Source organism: Pseudomonas sp. PA-4-8C, from assembly GCF_021606625.1.
Taxonomy (GTDB): Bacteria; Pseudomonadota; Gammaproteobacteria; order Pseudomonadales; family Pseudomonadaceae; genus Aquipseudomonas; species Aquipseudomonas lactis.
Genome location: NZ_WKCD01000042.1, coordinates 15,355 through 32,686, shown reverse-complemented (window position 1 = coordinate 32,686; position 17,332 = coordinate 15,355). Strand labels below are relative to the sequence as shown.

Annotated in this window: 14 protein-coding genes and 4 tRNA genes; 16 read left to right on the top strand and 2 right to left on the bottom strand. The window is 61.7% G+C overall.

All coding sequences use genetic code 11. The features are described from left to right. The 10 genes from GIW04_RS10155 to GIW04_RS10110 all read left to right on the top strand — a co-directional run. The coding region (locus GIW04_RS10155) for a helicase-related protein (RefSeq protein ID WP_236478973.1) at positions 1-972 on the top strand (972 nt) is incomplete at its 5' end. 186 nt (positions 973-1,158) lie between these two features. Then, positions 1,159-2,640, top strand: a complete 1,482-nt coding sequence (gene gltX, locus GIW04_RS10150; RefSeq protein ID WP_120248926.1) for a glutamate--tRNA ligase — start codon at positions 1,159-1,161, stop codon at positions 2,638-2,640. A 147-nt stretch (positions 2,641-2,787) separates the two neighbouring features. Beyond that, positions 2,788-2,863: transfer RNA gene (locus tag GIW04_RS10145), tRNA-Ala, on the top strand. 79 nt (positions 2,864-2,942) lie between these two features. Continuing rightward, positions 2,943-3,018 (top strand) — tRNA-Glu (locus GIW04_RS10140). Positions 3,019-3,068: 50 nt separating this feature from the next. Further along, positions 3,069-3,144, top strand: a tRNA-Ala gene (locus GIW04_RS10135). An 81-nt stretch (positions 3,145-3,225) separates the two neighbouring features. Next, positions 3,226-3,301, top strand: a tRNA-Glu gene (locus GIW04_RS10130). Between the two features lie 183 nt (positions 3,302-3,484). Beyond that, positions 3,485-4,024: a TetR/AcrR family transcriptional regulator gene (locus GIW04_RS10125; protein ID WP_003192571.1), complete on the top strand. Its 540-nt coding sequence runs from the start codon at positions 3,485-3,487 to the stop codon at positions 4,022-4,024. A gap of 15 nt (positions 4,025-4,039) precedes the next feature. After that, the gene (locus tag GIW04_RS10120; RefSeq protein ID WP_003192569.1) at positions 4,040-4,873 is read left to right on the top strand and encodes an alpha/beta hydrolase; all 834 of its coding nucleotides are present in this window, start codon (positions 4,040-4,042) and stop codon (positions 4,871-4,873) included. 38 nt (positions 4,874-4,911) lie between these two features. Beyond that, positions 4,912-5,346, top strand: coding sequence for an acyl-CoA thioesterase (locus GIW04_RS10115; RefSeq protein WP_003192568.1), 435 nt, complete (start codon positions 4,912-4,914; stop codon positions 5,344-5,346). 55 nt (positions 5,347-5,401) lie between these two features. Further along, on the top strand, positions 5,402-6,361 hold the full coding sequence (locus GIW04_RS10110) for a tRNA dihydrouridine synthase (RefSeq protein ID WP_057711844.1): 960 nt from the start codon (positions 5,402-5,404) through the stop codon (positions 6,359-6,361). On the opposite strand, the gene GIW04_RS10105 is transcribed toward GIW04_RS10110, so the two are convergent. Then, positions 6,321-9,620: an EAL domain-containing protein gene (locus GIW04_RS10105; RefSeq protein WP_120248925.1), complete on the bottom strand. Its 3,300-nt coding sequence runs from the start codon at positions 9,618-9,620 to the stop codon at positions 6,321-6,323. The genes GIW04_RS10110 and GIW04_RS10105 overlap by 41 nt on opposite strands. Before the next feature lie 66 nt (positions 9,621-9,686). Beyond that, the gene (locus GIW04_RS10100) at positions 9,687-10,577 is read right to left on the bottom strand and encodes a LysR family transcriptional regulator (RefSeq protein ID WP_120248924.1); all 891 of its coding nucleotides are present in this window, start codon (positions 10,575-10,577) and stop codon (positions 9,687-9,689) included. Positions 10,578-10,717: 140 nt separating this feature from the next. On the opposite strand from GIW04_RS10100, the gene leuC reads away from it, so the two are divergent. The 6 genes from leuC to GIW04_RS10070 all read left to right on the top strand — a co-directional run bounded on the left by leuC (position 10,718) and on the right by GIW04_RS10070 (position 17,258). Then, a complete protein-coding gene (leuC, locus tag GIW04_RS10095) occupies positions 10,718-12,136 on the top strand; it encodes a 3-isopropylmalate dehydratase large subunit (RefSeq protein WP_003192562.1) in 1,419 nt (472 codons plus the stop codon). A 10-nt stretch (positions 12,137-12,146) separates the two neighbouring features. Next, positions 12,147-12,791, top strand: coding sequence for a 3-isopropylmalate dehydratase small subunit (gene leuD, locus GIW04_RS10090; RefSeq protein WP_120248923.1), 645 nt, complete (start codon positions 12,147-12,149; stop codon positions 12,789-12,791). A 129-nt stretch (positions 12,792-12,920) separates the two neighbouring features. Next, positions 12,921-13,685, top strand: a complete 765-nt coding sequence (locus GIW04_RS10085) for a class I SAM-dependent methyltransferase (RefSeq protein ID WP_120248922.1) — start codon at positions 12,921-12,923, stop codon at positions 13,683-13,685. 53 nt (positions 13,686-13,738) lie between these two features. After that, a complete protein-coding gene (gene leuB / locus GIW04_RS10080) occupies positions 13,739-14,821 on the top strand; it encodes a 3-isopropylmalate dehydrogenase (RefSeq protein WP_003192555.1) in 1,083 nt (360 codons plus the stop codon). Positions 14,822-14,885: 64 nt separating this feature from the next. Continuing rightward, positions 14,886-15,998, top strand: a complete 1,113-nt coding sequence (gene asd / locus GIW04_RS10075) for an aspartate-semialdehyde dehydrogenase (protein ID WP_003192554.1) — start codon at positions 14,886-14,888, stop codon at positions 15,996-15,998. Between the two features lie 249 nt (positions 15,999-16,247). Continuing rightward, positions 16,248-17,258 carry an aspartate-semialdehyde dehydrogenase gene (locus GIW04_RS10070; protein ID WP_078803479.1) on the top strand — a complete coding sequence of 337 codons (1,011 nt, stop codon included), beginning with the start codon at positions 16,248-16,250 and terminating at the stop codon, positions 17,256-17,258. Positions 17,259-17,332 lie beyond the last annotated feature (74 nt).

Below are 17,332 nucleotides of genomic sequence, written 5' to 3'. Positions count from 1 at the left end.
ATGTATAAGGGTGACCGTTCGCGCAAGGAAACCCTGGTGGAGTACGGTTTCCGCCTGCCGTCGGCGCTGGACAACCGGCCCATGCGCTTTGACGAGTGGGAAGCCATCAGCCCGCAGACCATCTTCGTCTCCGCTACGCCCGGCAACTATGAAGCCGAGCACGCGGGCCGCGTTATCGAGCAACTGGTGCGACCCACTGGCCTGGTGGACCCGGAAATCGAAATTCGCCCGGCGCTGACCCAGGTCGACGACTTGCTCTCGGAAATCAACAAGCGCGTGGCCCTGGAAGAGCGGGTGCTGGTCACCACCCTGACCAAGCGCATGTCCGAAGACTTGACTGATTACCTGGCCGACCACGGCGTGCGCGTGCGTTACCTGCACTCGGACATCGACACCGTGGAACGCGTGGAAATCATCCGCGACCTGCGCCTGGGCACCTTCGATGTGCTGGTGGGGATCAACCTGTTGCGTGAAGGCCTGGACATGCCGGAAGTGTCGCTGGTGGCGATCCTGGATGCGGACAAGGAGGGCTTCCTGCGCTCCGAACGCTCGCTGATCCAGACCATCGGCAGAGCGGCGCGTAACCTCAATGGCCGCGCAATTCTCTATGCCGACCGCATCACCGGCTCCATGGAACGGGCAATTGGCGAGACTCAGCGCCGTCGCGACAAGCAGATCGCGTTCAACCTGGAGCACGGCATTACCCCCAAAGGTGTGTTCAAGGACGTTGCCGACATCATGGAAGGCGCCACCGTGCCCGGCTCGCGCAGCAAGAAGCGCAAGGGCATGGCCAAGGCCGCCGAGGAGAGCGCCAAGTACGAGAACGAACTGCGCTCACCGAGTGAGATCACCAAACGGATTCGACAGTTGGAAGAGAAGATGTACCAGCTGGCGCGGGATCTGGAGTTTGAAGCGGCGGCGCAGACGCGCGATGAGATTGGCAAGTTGCGTGAGCGGCTGTTGGCTGTTTGATTTGCGTTGATTGGGCTGGCCTCATCGCGGGCAAGCCCGGCTCCCACATTGATCTGTGAACGCGGCCAAAATGTGGGAGCTGGCTTGCCTGCGATGGCCGCGCCTCGGTTTTCCAGAAATCACCCAGGCTGTTACCATTCGCCCCTTGTTTGAATTTTCAGTTATATCGCCCATTCGAGACCTGCCATGACCACCGTCCGCACGCGCATTGCGCCATCGCCCACTGGGGATCCCCACGTCGGTACTGCTTACATCGCCCTGTTCAACTACTGCTTTGCCAAGCAGCATGGCGGTGAGTTCATCCTGCGGATCGAAGACACCGATCAACTGCGCTCCACCCGTGAGTCCGAACAGCAGATTTTCGATGCCCTGCGCTGGTTGGGCATTACCTGGGCTGAAGGCCCGGACGTGGGCGGCCCTCACGGTCCGTATCGCCAGAGCGAGCGCAGCGACATCTACAAGCAGTTCACCCAGCAACTGGTCGATATGGGCCATGCCTTCCCGTGCTTCTGCACCGCCGAAGAGCTGGACCAGATGCGCGCCGAGCAACAGGCCCGTGGCGAGACCCCGCGCTACGATGGCCGTGCGTTGCTGTTGTCCAAGGAAGAAGTGGCTGCGCGCCTGGCGGCTGGTGAGCCCCACGTCATCCGTATGAAGGTGCCAAGCGAAGGCGTGTGCGTGGTGCCGGACATGCTGCGCGGTGACGTCGAGATCCCGTGGGACCGCATGGACATGCAGGTGCTGATGAAGACCGACGGCTTGCCGACGTACTTCCTGGCCAACGTGGTCGATGACCACCTGATGGGCATCACCCATGTGCTGCGTGGCGAAGAGTGGCTGCCATCGGCACCGAAACTCATTCTGCTGTACGAATACTTCGGCTGGGAGCAACCGCAACTGTGCTACATGCCGCTGCTGCGTAACCCGGACAAGAGCAAGCTGTCCAAGCGCAAGAACCCCACGTCGGTGACGTTCTACGAGCGCATGGGCTTCATGCCCGAGGCGATGCTTAACTACCTGGGCCGCATGGGCTGGTCGATGCCGGATGAGCGCGAGAAGTTCTCGCTGCAGGAAATGGTCGACAACTTCGACCTGTCCCGCGTCTCCCTCGGCGGGCCGATCTTCGATATCGAGAAACTCTCGTGGCTCAACGGCCAGTGGCTGCGTGACCTGCCGGTGCAAGAGTTCGCCAGCCGCGTGCAGCAGTGGGCGTTGAACCCCGAGTACATGATGAAGATCGCGCCGCTGGTGCAGGGCAGGGTAGAGACATTCAGCCAGGTCGCACCCTTGGCCAATTTCTTCTTTGCCGGTGGCGTGAATCCCGATCCCAAGCTGTTCGAGTCCAAGAAGCTTTCCGGTGACCAGGTTCGCCAACTGATGCAGTTGATCCTGTGGAAGCTTGAAAGCCTGCGTCAGTGGGAGAAGGATGCGATCACCGCGACCATCCAGGCGGTGGTCGAATCCCTGGAGCTCAAGCTGCGTGACGCCATGCCGCTGATGTTTGCCGCAATCACCGGGCAGGCCAGTTCGGTGTCGGTGCTTGATGCGATGGAAATCCTCGGCCCGGACCTGACCCGTTTCCGCCTGCGCCAAGCCCTTGATTTGCTTGGTGGTGTGTCGAAGAAAGAAAACAAGGAATGGGAAAAGCTGCTGGGCGCTATCGCTTAAGCAGGCCGCTTGCGGCACGAAACCCCGGTTTTCCGGGGTTTCGTCGGTAAGTGATTGTTATCCCGGCAAAAAATTTTGGAAATTGTTGAAAATAAATTTGACACGTTTCCAAACCGCCATTAAGATTCGCCCCGTCCTCACCGATGAGGGGCTATAGCTCAGCTGGGAGAGCGCTTGCATGGCATGCAAGAGGTCAACGGTTCGATCCCGTTTAGCTCCACCAATTTACAGGTTCAAGGTTCCGGCCACACCGTCCTTGAATTGATCAGGTCTCAGCTCTGATCAGATGTACAGAAGGTTTTGTCCCCTTCGTCTAGTGGCCTAGGACACCGCCCTTTCACGGCGGTAACAGGGGTTCGAGTCCCCTAGGGGACGCCAGTTTCAACAAGCAGCTCGAAAGGTCTGCTGCGTCGCGAGACGAAAAATCCGGGGCTATAGCTCAGCTGGGAGAGCGCTTGCATGGCATGCAAGAGGTCAACGGTTCGATCCCGTTTAGCTCCACCAATTTTACAGGTTCAAGGTTCCGGCCACACCGTCCTTGAATCGATCAGTTCTCAGTGCTGATCAGTTGTATAGAAGGTTTGTGTCCCCTTCGTCTAGTGGCCTAGGACACCGCCCTTTCACGGCGGTAACAGGGGTTCGAGTCCCCTAGGGGACGCCACGATTACCCGCTCTGCGGGATTTTTAAGGGTCATTCAATTATTGAATGGCCCTTTTGTTTGTCTGGCGTTTGGCCAATTCCCTCCTTTATTCCCATTTTTCTGTACTGACCGGCGGTCGTGCTTGTCGCTTGCCAAATATTATTATGGTAATAATATTCAACCCATGAACGACGGAGGCTTCGATGAGCGATAAAAAAGCGCAAACCCGCGAACGTATTTTGCAGGCTGCCAGCGCGGCATTGATCCAGCGTGGCCCGGCTGAGCCCAGTGTGGGTGAAGTGATGGGGGCGGCGGGGCTAACGGTAGGAGGCTTCTACGCGCATTTTGAAAGCAAAGACGCACTGATGCTGGAAGCGTTCAACCAGTTGTTGGCGCAGCGTCGCGCCTCCATCGATGACTTGGACGAACAGCTGACCGGCGAAGAGCGCCGCACCTTGGTCGCCGCGTTTTATCTGTCACGCAAGCACCGCGACTCCACGACCCAGGCCTGCCCGTTGCCCGCGACAGTGGGGGAGATGGGGCGCTTGCCGGACGCATTTCGCGAGGTCTTGAACGAGCACGTCGAGTTGATGGCTGCGCAACTGGCCGGCAGCCCTGAAGAGATCGACAAAGCCCTGGCGGACATGGCCTTGATGGTCGGGGGGCTGACCCTGGCGCGGGCGCTGGGGCCGGGCGAGTTATCGGATCGCGTGATACGTGCGGCCAAGTCGGCGGTACGCTGAAAAAGGGGACGCAAGATGGGCGCATTGACCTGGGTTCGTGGTTTCAATGGCACGGTGGGGCGCCTTGCGCCGCATGCGGTTGCCAGCAAGATGCGTCGCACCTTCATGACCCCGCGCGATCTGCCGCCGCGTGACTGGGAGCTGCCGTTGTTGGCGCAATCGGAGCGCATCACTCTGCGTTTCGGCCTGTCGGCGTTGCGATGGGGGCATGGCCCGGCGGTGCTGCTGATGCATGGCTGGGAAGGCCGGCCCACTCAGTTTGCCAGTTTGATCACAGCGTTGGTCGACAACGGCTATTCGGTAATTGCCCTGGACGGTCCCGCCCACGGCCGTTCGCCAGGGCGTGAGGCCCATGTGCTGCTGTTTGCCCGCGCCATGCTTGAGGCGGCGGCCGAGCTGCCGCCGCTGTACGCGGTGGTCGGCCACTCCATGGGCGGCGCCAGTGCGATGCTGGCGGTGCAGTTGGGGTTGCGTACACAGGCATTGGTCAGCATTGCCGCACCGTCGCGCTTTCTGGATGTGTTGCGCGGGTTCACCCGCATGGTCGGCTTGCCGCCACGGGCGCGCTCAGCCTTTATCCAAGAAGTGGAGTTGAGCATGGGCATGCCGCTCAAGCATCTGGACGTGGCCCACTACCAAATGAACATTCCCGGCCTGATCGTCCACGCCGAAGACGACACCTTCGTTCCGGTCAGGGCGGCTCAAGCCATTCACGAAGCCTGGTTCGACAGCCGCCTGCTGCGCCTGGAGCAGGGCGGCCACCAGAAAGTGCTCGCCGACCCGCAGGTGATCGACGCTGTACTCGCCCTATTGGCCGGCTGCCGTCTACAGGAGCGCCAGAGCGCCTGATACACTGCCCCGCCGACATCAATCGACTGGAGCAAGGCATGGGCTGGGATTTGGCAACGCCGTTCATCATCGATCTGCAGGTTGCGGCTGAAGACATCGACGGCCTGGGACACGCCAATAATGCGGTGTATGTCTCGTGGCTGGAGCGTTGCGCCTGGCGCCATTCCCAGCGCCTGGGGCTGGACCTCACCGAATACCGCCGCCTGGACCGCGCCATGGCCGTGGTGCGCCATGAAATCGACTACTTGGCGGCAGGCTATGAGGGCGATGAGTTACAACTGGCCACCTGGATCGTCGATTGGGACCAACGGCTGAAAATGACCCGTCGTTTCCAGCTGGTACGCCCCCGCGACGGCGCGACCCTACTGCGTGCGCAAACAACCTTCGTGTGCATTGAGTTGTCCAGCGGCAAGCCCAAGCGCATGCCCGCCGAGTTTATTGACGGTTACGGCCCCGCCCTGACAGGGGGTTAACGGTTGCCGCTGGAAACCCAGTAAACTGCGCCACGATTTTTGTTGAGTGTTTTCCATGCAAATTGCTTTGGCGCCCATGGAGGGGTTGGTCGACAACATCCTGCGGGACGTGTTGACCCACGTGGGCGGTATCGACTGGTGCGTGACCGAATTTATCCGGGTCAACGACCGCCTGCTCACGCCTGCCTATTTCCACAAGCTCGCGCCTGAACTGCTGCACGGTGCCCACACGGCGGCGGGTGTGCCGTTGCGGGTGCAGTTGCTCGGTTCTGACCCGGTGTGCCTGGCGGAAAATGCCGCCCTGGCCTGTGAGCTGGGCTCTGAGGTCATCGACCTGAACTTCGGTTGCCCGGCCAAGACCGTGAATAAATCCCGAGGTGGCGCGGTGCTGCTCAAGGAGCCGGAGCTGCTCAACCAGATCGTCGAGCATGTGCGTCGTGCCGTACCGGCGCATATTCCCGTGACCGCCAAGATGCGCCTGGGCTTCGACAGCCCGGATGGCGCGCTGGTGTGCGCCACGGCCCTGGCCGAGGGCGGCGCGGCGCATATCGTGGTGCATGCGCGCACCAAGGCCGATGGCTACAAGCCGCCGGCCCATTGGGAGTGGATCCCGCGGGTGCAGGACGTGGTCAAGGTGCCGGTGTTTGCCAATGGCGATATCTGGAGCGTCGAAGACTGGAAGCGCTGCCGCGAAATCAGCGGCGCCGAAGACATCATGCTGGGCCGTGGCCTGGTGGCGCGGCCCGACCTGGCGCGGCAGATTGTGGCGGCCAAGGCCGGCGAAGACGTGGTCGAGATGACCTGGGCGCAGATGCAGCCGATGCTTCAGGAGTTCTGGCGCCAGTCGGTGGCGCAACTCACGGAAAAGCAGGCGCCCGGCCGCTTGAAGCAGTGGCTGGCGATGCTCACGCGCAACTACCCGGAGGCAGTGGAGTTGTTCACGGCCCTGCGCCGCGAGACGGACTTGGGCCAAGTCAGCCGCCTGCTGGGCATGCCTCATCCAGCAGCCGCCTGAACCCCTCGATCGGCAACGGTCGGCTGTGCAAATACCCCTGGAATAAATGGCAGCCGAGCTTTTGCAGGAACGCCAACTGCTCCAGGGTTTCCACCCCCTCGGCGATGACTTCCAGGTTCAGGCTGCGGGCCATGGCCACAATGGCGCGGATGATTTCCGCATCATTGGGGTCGTGGGTCGCATCGCGCACGAACGACTGATCAATCTTCAGCGCGTCCACCGGCAGGCGCTTGAGGTAGGTCAGGGATGAATAGCCGGTACCGAAATCATCCATCGCAAAGCTCACGCCGAGTTTTTTCAGGCGGCGCATCTTCACCACCGTGTCGTCCAGGTTCTGGATCACGATGCCTTCGGTAATTTCCAGTTTCAGCAGGCTGAACGGCAAACCGTGTTGCTTGAGGCTGTGCTCCACCCGTTCCACAAAGTCGTTCTGGCGAAACTGCCGGGGACTGATGTTCACGCACAGGCTGAAATTGAGCGGGTCCACCAAGCCGTCGGCAATCAACTGGGCAAAGGCGCCGCAGGCTTCATCGAGAATCCAGGTGCCGACCTCCAGGATCAGGCCGCTGTCTTCCAATACCTTGATAAATTCCGTCGGCGACTGCGCGCCCAATTGTGGATGCTGCCAGCGCACCAGGGCCTCGGCGCCGACTATCCGGTTGCCGCGCGCATCCACCTGGGGCTGGTAATGCACGCTGAATTCGCCGCGGGACAAGGCCAGGCGCAAGTCGGTCTCCATGCGCAGGCGCTCGCTGGCGGTTTTTTGCATGCTGTTGTGGAACATCTGCGTGGTGTTGCGCCCGGAGTCCTTGGCGCGGTACAGGGCGATGTCAGCGCGTTTGAGCAGATCGGCGGGTGTGGTGCCATGGTCGGGGATCAACGCCACGCCGATGCTGGGCGTGACCTGCAGCCGATGGCCGTCGAGAAACATCGGTTCCGAAAGCAATTCGCGCAGGGTATCGGCCAGCGCTTGCACCTGGCTGCTGACCGTCTGGCGGGTGCCCTCCAGGCCGCTGAGCAATACCACAAACTCATCGCCGCCCAGGCGCGCCACGGTGTCCTCCATGCGCACGCTGGCCTCCAGGCGCGCGGTGACGATTTTCAGCACGGTGTCGCCAACGGGGTGGCCGAGGGAGTCGTTGATGTGTTTGAAGTGGTCCAGGTCCAGAAACAGCAGGGCGCCGCGCAGATTGTGGCGCTTGAGCAGGGCGATCTGCTGGCTCAGGCGGTCCATCAGCAGCGCACGGTTTGGCAGGTTGGTCAGCGGGTCGTGATAGGCCAGGTGACGGATCTGCGCCTGGGCATTCTTCAATAGGCTTACATCCCGCGCGGTCAGCAGCAGACAGGGGGTTTCATTCAAGGTGATCGGCTCCACTGACACCTCCACTGCCAGTACCTCGCCGCGCTTGTTGCGCCAGAGCATTTCCAGGTGGTGGATGCGGCCCTTGATCTGCAACTCGGCCAACAGTGCGGCGCGTTGGTTTTCATCGGCCCAGATGCCGATCTGGTACAGGGTCAGGCCGATGGCCTCTTCGGTGCGGTAACCGGTCAGGCGGCAAAAGCCGTCGTTGACCTCCACATAACGGCCGGTGTCGCGTTCGGTGATGGAAATTGCGTCGGGGCTGGAGTGAAACGCCTTGGCGAACTTCTCTTCACTGGCCTTGAGTGCGGCTTCCGAGCGTTGCTGCTGGGTAATATCGCGCAGCGTGGTGACGATGCACGGCTGGTCGCTGACCTTGATCAAGCGGCTGGAAATCATGCAGGTCAGGCTTTGGCCGTCCTTGTGATGCACCACGATAGCCACATTGCTCAGGGCCTGTTCGCGAATCACCTGCTCGATGCGCTGCAGGCGCTTGCTGGAGTCGTCCCACAGGCCGATTTGTTCGGCGCTTTTGTCCAGTACTTCGGCGGCTGTAAAGCCAAACGTCTGGGTAAACGCCGGGTTGATCTCGATAAACGCGCCGCTCTCCAGGCAGGTGACGCAGATCGGGTCGGGGCTGGCCTGGAACAGGCTGGCGAACTTCTCTTCCGAGGCGGTCAGCCGTTGCTCGCGCTCGACCTGGTCGGTGATGTCCAGCAAGGTGCCGGCCATGCGCAGGGGCTTGCCTGATTCATCGCGATACAGGCGTGCGCGGCTCTCCAGGTAGCGCGGGCTGCCGTCTTCCATTTGCACGCGGTAGGTCAACTGATAGTTGCCGTCCGGGCCTTCGCGCAGACTGCGGTACGCATGGCGCATGCCCTCGCGGTCTTCATCGGACATGCCCTCAAAAAACGCATCGAAGGATTCATGGAACGGCGCGGGTTCCAGCCCGTGCAACTGGGCGGCACGCGCTGAGCCGTAGAGCATGCCGCTGGGGATGTGCCAATCCCAGGTGCCCAGTTGCGCGGAATCCAGGGCCAGGTCCAGGCGCTCCTGGCTGTCCTTGAGTGCTTGCTCGGCGTTTTTACGTTCGGTGGTGTCCAGGAACGTGCTGATCAGGTACGCCTCGCCGTCCAGTTCGACCTTTTGCGCGCTGAGGGTGCCGTCATGGATCTGGCCGTTGCTGGCGCAGAACTGCACTTCCATGGTGATGGGTTCCCCCTTGCGCTGCGTGGCCTTGACCAGCAGCGCACGCTGTTCCGGGTGGCGCCACAAGCCCAGTTCCAGGGTGGTGCGGCCGATGGCATCGGCCACCGGCCAACCGAACAGCATCTCGAAATACTGGTTGGCTTCGCTGATCAAACCGTCAGCCTGACGCGTCAGCAGTACCATGTTCGGGCACAGGTGGAACAGGGTGGCAAAGCGCTTTTCCGAATGGCTGAGGGCGTGTTCACGGTCGCGTTGGTGGGTGATCTCGCGGATCACCCCGATCATGCGCCGCCGTCCGGCTTTGTCGGGAACCAGGCTGCCGCTGATTTCCAGCCAGTGCTGGCTGCCATCGGGCCATTGGATGCGGTGGTGCATGGCGCGGTCGAGCGGCTCTCCGGCGAGCACCGCATGAAAGCCGCGCACCACCCGCGCACTGTCTTGTGGGGCCAGCAGGTCGAGGTAGTCGAGGTCCTTGGGCAGAGGCTGGCGCGGGTCAAAGCCGAATAACGCCTGGGTACCCCGCGACCAGCTGATTCTTCCCGTGTCGATTTCCCAGGACCAGGCACCCAGTCGCGCGGCATTGAGGGCCGTCAGCAGTTGCGGGGCGCTGTCCCAGCTTTGTTCCGCCGCTTGAGGGTCCAGGGCGTAGATGCGGGGCAGGGGGGGAACCGGGTCAACGGGGTTGCGCATTATCAAAGGGCCTTGGCTCATTGAGAAAACCGCGCGGTTTGACCTAAACCCCTGGCCCACACAGTGTCATGCCGGTAACCCTGGCAGATCGACCTGTGCATCCAACAGGCTCATGAAAGCCCGCGCAGCGTTCGACAGCGTCCTTTCGGTGTGCACGATATAGCCTAGCTGGCGACTGAGCTGTATGCCCGGCAAAGCGATACTTGCCACCTGATCATCGAGCATGGTGCGCGGCAACACGCTCCAGGCCAGGCCGATGGAGACCATCATCTTGATGGTTTCCAGGTAGTTAGTGCTCATCGCAATATTAGGTGTGAGGCCCTGGGCCTCGAACAGGCGGCTGACAATATGGTGGGTAAAGGTGTTGCCGCCGGGAAATACCGCCGGATGCCCGGCGATATCGGCCAGGCTGACGGAGCCGTTGCTGATCAGGCTGTGTTCGGGCGCCACCACAAAATCCAGCGGGTCGTCCCACACGCGGGTAGCTTGCACCAGGTTGTGGGGCTCTGGCGCCAGGGTGATCACCGCGACTTCCGCACGGCCGTGGAGGATTTCTTCGTAGGCCACTTCTGAATCCAGAAACTGAATATCCAGCGCCACATTGGGGTATTGCCGCGTGAAAGTGCGCAGGATCGGTGGCAGACGGTGCAGGCCAATATGGTGGCTGGTGGCCAGGGTTAGGCGCCCGCTGACCTCGCCGGTGAGGTTGGTCAGGGCGCGGCGGGTGTCGTCCAGCACGTTGAGGATTTGATAAGCGCGTGGCAGCAAGGCCCGTCCGGCCTCGGTCAAGCCGACTTCACGGCCCAGGCGGTCGAACAGCCGTACCTTCAATTGTTGTTCCAGGCCGGCGATGCGCTTGCTGATGGCCGGCTGGGTCAGGTGCAGGCGTTCGCCGGCGCCGGAGAAACTGCCGGTTTCGGCGATGGCGATAAAGGCGTTGAGGTTGGCCAGGTCCATGGTGCTATTCCAGTTGGTAATCCAAAGCATAAAAAATATGAATTTGAGTTATTTAATGTAGCGCCATACCATCAGCCTCACAAGCCAAAGGGTTATTGAAAAGCCCGGCGTATAGAAGCACCGCTGATGAGGACCGACTGATGGCCGGCAAAACGCTTTACGACAAGCTTTGGGATTCCCATGAAGTGAAACGTCGCGATGATGGATCGTCGCTGATCTATATCGACCGTCACATCATCCATGAAGTGACCTCGCCCCAAGCGTTCGAAGGCCTGCGACTGGCCGGGCGCAAGCCTTGGCGCGTCGACTCCATCATCGCCACGCCGGACCACAACGTGCCCACCACGCCTGAGCGCAAGGGCGGCATCGAAGCCATTGCCGACCAGGTCTCGCGGTTGCAGGTGCAGACCCTCGACGACTATTGCGACGAGTACGGCATCACCGAATTCAAGATGAACGACGTGCGCCAAGGCATCGTCCATGTCATCGGCCCGGAGCAGGGTGCAACCTTGCCGGGCATGACCGTGGTCTGCGGTGACTCCCATACCTCCACCCATGGTGCGTTCGGCGCCCTGGCCCATGGCATCGGCACTTCCGAGGTGGAACACGTATTTGCCACCCAGTGCCTGGTGGCCAAGAAAATGAAGAACATGTTGGTACGCGTCGAAGGCCAATTGCCGTTTGGCGTGACCGCCAAGGACATCGTACTGGCCGTGATCGGCAAGATCGGCACTGCCGGTGGTAACGGCCATGCCATCGAGTTCGCCGGCAGTGCAATCCGCGACCTGTCCATCGAAGGCCGCATGACCATCTGCAACATGTCCATCGAAGCCGGTGCCCGCGTGGGCATGGTGGCGGCGGACGAAAAGACCGTCGAATACGTCAAGGGTCGCCCGTTCGCGCCGCAAGGCGCCGATTGGGACGCCGCCGTTGAAGCCTGGAAAGACCTAGTCTCCGACGCCGATGCGGTGTTCGACACCGTGGTCGAACTCGACGCTGCGCAGATCAAGCCGCAAGTCAGCTGGGGCACTTCGCCGGAAATGGTCTTGGCCGTTGACCAGAACGTGCCGGACCCGGCCAAAGAGGCCGACCTGGTCAAGCGCGGCTCCATCGAGCGCGCCTTGAAATACATGGGGTTGACCGCCAACCAGGCGATCACCGACATCCAGTTGGACCGCGTATTTATCGGCTCCTGCACCAACTCGCGGATCGAAGACCTGCGCGCCGCGGCGGTGATCGCCAAGGGGCGCAAGGTGGCCTCGACCATCAAGCAAGCCATTGTGGTACCAGGTTCCGGGCTGGTTAAAGCCCAGGCGGAAGCCGAAGGCCTGGACAAGATCTTCCTCGAAGCCGGTTTTGAATGGCGTGAGCCGGGCTGCTCGATGTGCCTGGCGATGAACCCGGACCGCCTGGAGTCGGGCGAGCATTGCGCGTCGACCTCCAACCGTAACTTCGAAGGGCGCCAAGGCGCGGGTGGGCGTACCCACCTGGTGAGCCCGGCCATGGCCGCCGCCGCTGCCGTCAACGGTCGTTTCATCGACGTTCGCGAATTGATCTGAGGAAAACCCGATGAGAGCTTTTACCCAACACACGGGCCTTGTAGCGCCGTTGGACCGTGCCAACGTAGATACCGACCAGATCATCCCCAAGCAATTCTTGAAGTCGATCAAGCGCACCGGTTTCGGCCCTAACCTGTTCGACGAGTGGCGCTACCTGGACGTGGGCTACGCCTACCAGGACAACTCCAAGCGCCCGCTGAACGAGGACTTCGTGCTTAACGCCGAGCGCTACCAGGGCGCCAGCGTGTTGCTGGCCCGGGAAAACTTCGGCTGCGGCTCCAGCCGCGAGCACGCCCCGTGGGCCCTGGAAGAGTACGGCTTTCGCAGCATCATCGCGCCGAGCTACGCCGATATCTTCTTCAACAACAGCTTCAAGAACGGCCTGTTGCCGATCATCTTGAGCGACGCTGAAGTGGACGAGTTGTTCCAGCAAGTGGAAGCCAATGTCGGCTACCAGTTGACGGTGGACCTGGCCGCGCAAACCGTGACCCGCCCGGACGGCAAGGTGTATCACTTTGAAGTGGATGCCTTCCGCAAGCACTGCCTGATCAACGGCCTGGACGACATCGGCCTGACCTTGCAGGACGGCGATGCGATTGCTGCGTTTGAAGCCAAGCACCGGGCGAGCCAGCCCTGGTTGTTTCGCGATGCCTGATTTGCGGTAAACCGTGCGGGCCTCATCGCGGGCAAGCCCGACTCCCACATTGGAGTGCATTCCAACGGTGGGAGCTGGCTTGCCTGCGATAGCGCCAGTGCAACCACCACAAACCCAAGGAAAGCCTCCATGACCACCCCCGCCCACACCCAAGTCGTGCAAAAACAATTCGGCGAGCAAGCCTCGGCCTACCTGAGCAGCGCCGTACACGCCCAGGGCACCGAATTCGCTGTGCTGCAAGCCGAACTGGCCGGGCAGGGCGCTGCGCGACTGCTGGACCTGGGCTGCGGTGCCGGTCATGTCAGCTTCCACGTGGCGCCTCTGGTTAAAGAGGTGGTGGCCTACGATCTGTCCCAGCCTATGCTCGACGTGGTGGCCGCCGCCGCCAAAGACCGCAACCTGGCCAACATCCGCACCGTGCACGGCGCCGCCGAGCGGCTGCCCTTCGCCGATGGCGAGTTCGACTTCGTGTTCAGCCGTTACTCGGCCCATCACTGGAGCGACCTCGGCCTGGCCCTGCGTGAAGTGCGCCGGGTGCTCAAGCCGGGCGGCGTGGCGGCATTTGTGGATGTCTTGTCACCGGGCAGCCCACTGTTGGACACTTACCTGCAAACCGTCGAAGTGCTGCGCGACACCAGCCACGTGCGTGATTACTCCGGCGCCGAGTGGATGCGCCAGTTGAGTGAGGCCGGCCTGCACGTACGCAACAGCAGCCGCCAACGCTTGCGCCTGGAATACACCTCGTGGGTCGAGCGCATGCGCACGCCCGAGGTACTGCGGGCAGCAATCCTGGAGCTGCAAAAGGCGATGGGCCAGGAAGTACGCGACTATTACGAAATTCAAGCCGACGGCACCTTCAGCACCGATGTGCTGGTGGTCTTCGCCGAACGCTGATTGATGGTTCCCGACCTGCCTGTGGGCGGGTCGCCCGATGAAATGAGGAAAGCATGAGCAAGCAGATTCTGATTCTCCCTGGCGACGGTATTGGTCCGGAAATCATGGCCGAAGCGGTCAAGGTCCTTGAGCTTGCCAACAGCAAGTACAGCCTGGGCTTCGAGCTGAGCCACGATGTGATCGGCGGCGCCGCCATCGACAAGCACGGCGTGCCCCTGGCCGACGAGACCCTCGACCGCGCCCGGGCTGCCGATGCCGTGCTGCTCGGCGCCGTGGGCGGGCCGAAATGGGACAAGATCGAACGTGACATCCGCCCTGAGCGCGGCCTGCTGAAAATCCGTGCGCAACTGGGCCTGTTCGGCAACCTGCGCCCGGCCATCCTCTACCCGCAACTGGCTGACGCGTCGAGCCTCAAGCCGGAAGTGGTAGCGGGCCTGGATATCCTCATCGTGCGTGAGCTGACCGGCGGTATCTACTTCGGCTCGCCACGGGGCGTGCGCGAGTTGGAAAATGGTGAGCGTCAGGCCTATGACACGCTGCCATACAGCGAGAGCGAAATCCGCCGTATCGCCCGTGTCGGTTTCGACATGGCGCGCGTGCGCGGCAAAAAAGTCTGCTCGGTGGATAAAGCCAACGTGTTGGCTTCCAGCCAGCTGTGGCGTGAAATCGTCGAAGAAGTCGCCAAGGATTACCCGGACGTCGAGCTGAGCCACATGTACGTCGACAACGCCGCCATGCAGCTGGTGCGTGCGCCCAAGCAGTTCGACGTGATCGTCACCGACAACCTGTTCGGCGACATCCTGTCCGACCAGGCGTCGATGCTCACCGGTTCTATCGGCATGCTGCCGTCGGCGTCCCTGGACACCAATAACAAAGGCATGTACGAGCCGTGCCACGGTTCGGCGCCAGACATCGCGGGGCAGGGCATTGCCAACCCGTTGGCGACGATTTTGTCGGTGTCGATGATGCTGCGTTACAGCTTCAACCTGGGCGATGCCGCGGACGCCATCGAGAAGGCCGTCAGCCTGGTGCTGGATCAGGGCTTGCGCACGGGCGATATCTGGTCCCAGGGTTGCACCAAGGTCGGGACGCAAGAAATGGGCGACGCAGTAGTCGCCGCGCTGCGGAATCTGTAATCTCTCGGGCCCGCTTGCAGTTGTTGCTGCAAGGCGGCCCACTTTTTAACAAGGTGTAGTTGCGATGAAACGTGTAGGTCTGATCGGTTGGCGCGGTATGGTCGGTTCCGTGCTCATGCAGCGGATGCTGGAAGAGCAGGATTTCGATCTTATTGAGCCGGTGTTTTTCACCACTTCGAACGTAGGTGGCCAAGGGCCTTCCGTGGGCAAGGACATTGCCCCGCTCAAGGATGCCTACAGCATTGAAGAGTTGAAGAGCCTCGATGTGATCCTGACCTGCCAGGGTGGCGACTACACCAGCGAAGTCTTCCCCAAGCTGCGCGAAGCCGGCTGGCAGGGTTACTGGATCGACGCCGCCTCGAGCCTGCGCATGCAGGACGACGCGGTGATCATCCTCGACCCGGTCAATCGCAAGGTCATCGACCAGCAACTGGACGCCGGCACCAAGAACTACGTAGGCGGCAACTGCACCGTCAGCCTGATGCTGATGGGCCTGGGCGGTCTATTCGAAGCGGGCCTGGTGGAGTGGATGAGCGCCATGACCTATCAGGCGGCCTCCGGCGCCGGCGCGCAGAACATGCGTGAACTGATCAAGCAGATGGGCGCGACCCACGCCGCTGTCGCCGATCAACTGGCTGACCCGGCCAGTGCGATCCTCGATATCGACCGCCGTGTGGCCGAGGCCATGCGCAGCGACGCTTACCCGACCGAGAATTTTGGCGTGCCATTGGCCGGTAGCTTGATCCCGTGGATCGACAAGGAACTGCCTAACGGCCAGAGCCGCGAAGAGTGGAAGGCCCAGGCCGAAACCAACAAGATCCTGGGTCGCTTCAAGAACCCGATCCCGGTGGATGGTATCTGCGTGCGCATTGGCGCCATGCGTTGCCACAGCCAGGCACTGACCATCAAGCTGAACAAAGACGTGCCAATCGCCGATATCGAAGGGTTGATCAGCCAGCACAACCCATGGGTCAAGCTGGTGCCGAACAACCGCGATATCAGCATGCAGGAGCTGAGCCCGACCAAGGTCACCGGCACCCTGAATGTACCGGTGGGCCGTCTGCGCAAGCTGAACATGGGCAGCCAGTTCCTCGGCGCGTTCACCGTCGGCGACCAACTGCTGTGGGGCGCGGCTGAGCCGTTGCGTCGCATGTTGCGGATTTTGCTGGAGCGTTGATCGCTTGAGGCAATAACAGAAACCCGCGTTCTGGTGATAGGCGCGGGTTTTTTGTTGCCTTTGTGATCATTCCCACGCTCTGCGTGGGAATGCAGCTCTGGACGCTCTGCGTCTGCTTTAGAGGCGTGACGCGGAGCGTCACAGGAGGCATTCCCACGCAGAGCGTGGGAGCGATCAGGGGGGCTGTAATTGCCTCACCCTCTACCACCCGGTAAAGTGCCGCTCCCCCGTAATGCCCGAGGCAATCCCATGACCCAGACCTTTGAAATCGCCGTGATCGGCGCCACCGGTACCGTTGGCGAAACCCTGGTGCAGATTCTCGAAGAGCTGGAGTTCCCGGTGGGCACCTTGTACCTGCTGGCGGGCAGCAACTCGGCGGGGGCTTCGGTGCCGTTTCGGGGCAAGAACGTGCGGGTCAAAGAAGTCGACACGTTTGACTTCAGCAAGGTGCAGTTGGCGTTCTTCGCCGCAGGCCCAGCGGTGACCCTGAGTTTCGCCCCGCGTGCCACCGCCGCTGGCTGCGCGGTGATCGACTTGTCTGGCGCATTGCCCGCCGAGCAGGCGCCGCAAGTCGTGCCCCAGGCCAACGCCCATGTGCTGAAAGCGTTGAAGAAACCTTTTCAGCTCGGCAGCCCGAGCCCTTGTGCCACTTACCTTGCGGTGGTGCTGGCGCCCTTGCGTGGTGTGGTAGACGTCCAGCGCGTCAGCGTCACCGCCAACCTGGCAATCTCTGCCCAGGGCCGCGAGGCCGTCAGCGAGTTGGCGCGCCAGACCGCCGAACTGTTGAACGTGCGCCCGTTGGAGCCGGCGTTCTTCGATCGGCAAGTGGCGTTCAACCTGCTGGCGCAAGTCGGCACGCCGGATGCCCAAGGTCATACCGCCCTGGAGAAACGTCTCGTCCACGAACTGCGCGCCGTGCTGGAAACACCTTTACTAAAGATTTCCGCCACCTGCGTTCAAGCCCCGGTGTTTTTCGGCGATAGCCTGACTGTGTCGCTGCAACTGGCCGCGCCGGTCGACCTAGCCGCGGTGAACCGCGCCCTCGAGGCTGCGCCGGGTATCGAGCTGGTCGAGGAGGGCGATTACCCCACGGCCGTAGGCGATGCCGTTGGCCAGGACGTGGTGTACGTAGGGCGAGTTCGCGCCGGTATCGACGACCCGGCGGAACTAAATCTTTGGCTGACGTCAGATAACGTACGCAAAGGCTCGGCCCTGAACGCCGTGGAGCTGGCGCAGTTGTTGATAAAAGGCCTTGTGTAAAAGATACTTGGCGGCAATTTGTAGATTGATTCTAACCAGGCGCTATGCTTGGTCCCAAGTGAAACACAAGCGCG

Bases quoted from the DNA above. Each gene is read 5' to 3' on its own strand.
- gltX (WP_120248926.1), top strand. From the start codon at position 1,159: ATGACCACCGTCCGCACGCGCATTGCGCCATCGCCCACTGGGGATCCC.
- GIW04_RS10125 (WP_003192571.1), top strand. From the start codon at position 3,485: ATGAGCGATAAAAAAGCGCAAACCCGCGAACGTATTTTGCAGGCTGCC.
- GIW04_RS10120 (WP_003192569.1), top strand. From the start codon at position 4,040: ATGGGCGCATTGACCTGGGTTCGTGGTTTCAATGGCACGGTGGGGCGC.
- GIW04_RS10115 (WP_003192568.1), top strand. From the start codon at position 4,912: ATGGGCTGGGATTTGGCAACGCCGTTCATCATCGATCTGCAGGTTGCG.
- GIW04_RS10110 (WP_057711844.1), top strand. From the start codon at position 5,402: ATGCAAATTGCTTTGGCGCCCATGGAGGGGTTGGTCGACAACATCCTG.
- GIW04_RS10105 (WP_120248925.1), bottom strand. From the start codon at position 9,620: ATGCGCAACCCCGTTGACCCGGTTCCCCCCCTGCCCCGCATCTACGCC.
- GIW04_RS10100 (WP_120248924.1), bottom strand. From the start codon at position 10,577: ATGGACCTGGCCAACCTCAACGCCTTTATCGCCATCGCCGAAACCGGC.
- leuC (WP_003192562.1), top strand. From the start codon at position 10,718: ATGGCCGGCAAAACGCTTTACGACAAGCTTTGGGATTCCCATGAAGTG.
- leuD (WP_120248923.1), top strand. From the start codon at position 12,147: ATGAGAGCTTTTACCCAACACACGGGCCTTGTAGCGCCGTTGGACCGT.
- GIW04_RS10085 (WP_120248922.1), top strand. From the start codon at position 12,921: ATGACCACCCCCGCCCACACCCAAGTCGTGCAAAAACAATTCGGCGAG.
- leuB (WP_003192555.1), top strand. From the start codon at position 13,739: ATGAGCAAGCAGATTCTGATTCTCCCTGGCGACGGTATTGGTCCGGAA.
- asd (WP_003192554.1), top strand. From the start codon at position 14,886: ATGAAACGTGTAGGTCTGATCGGTTGGCGCGGTATGGTCGGTTCCGTG.
- GIW04_RS10070 (WP_078803479.1), top strand. From the start codon at position 16,248: ATGACCCAGACCTTTGAAATCGCCGTGATCGGCGCCACCGGTACCGTT.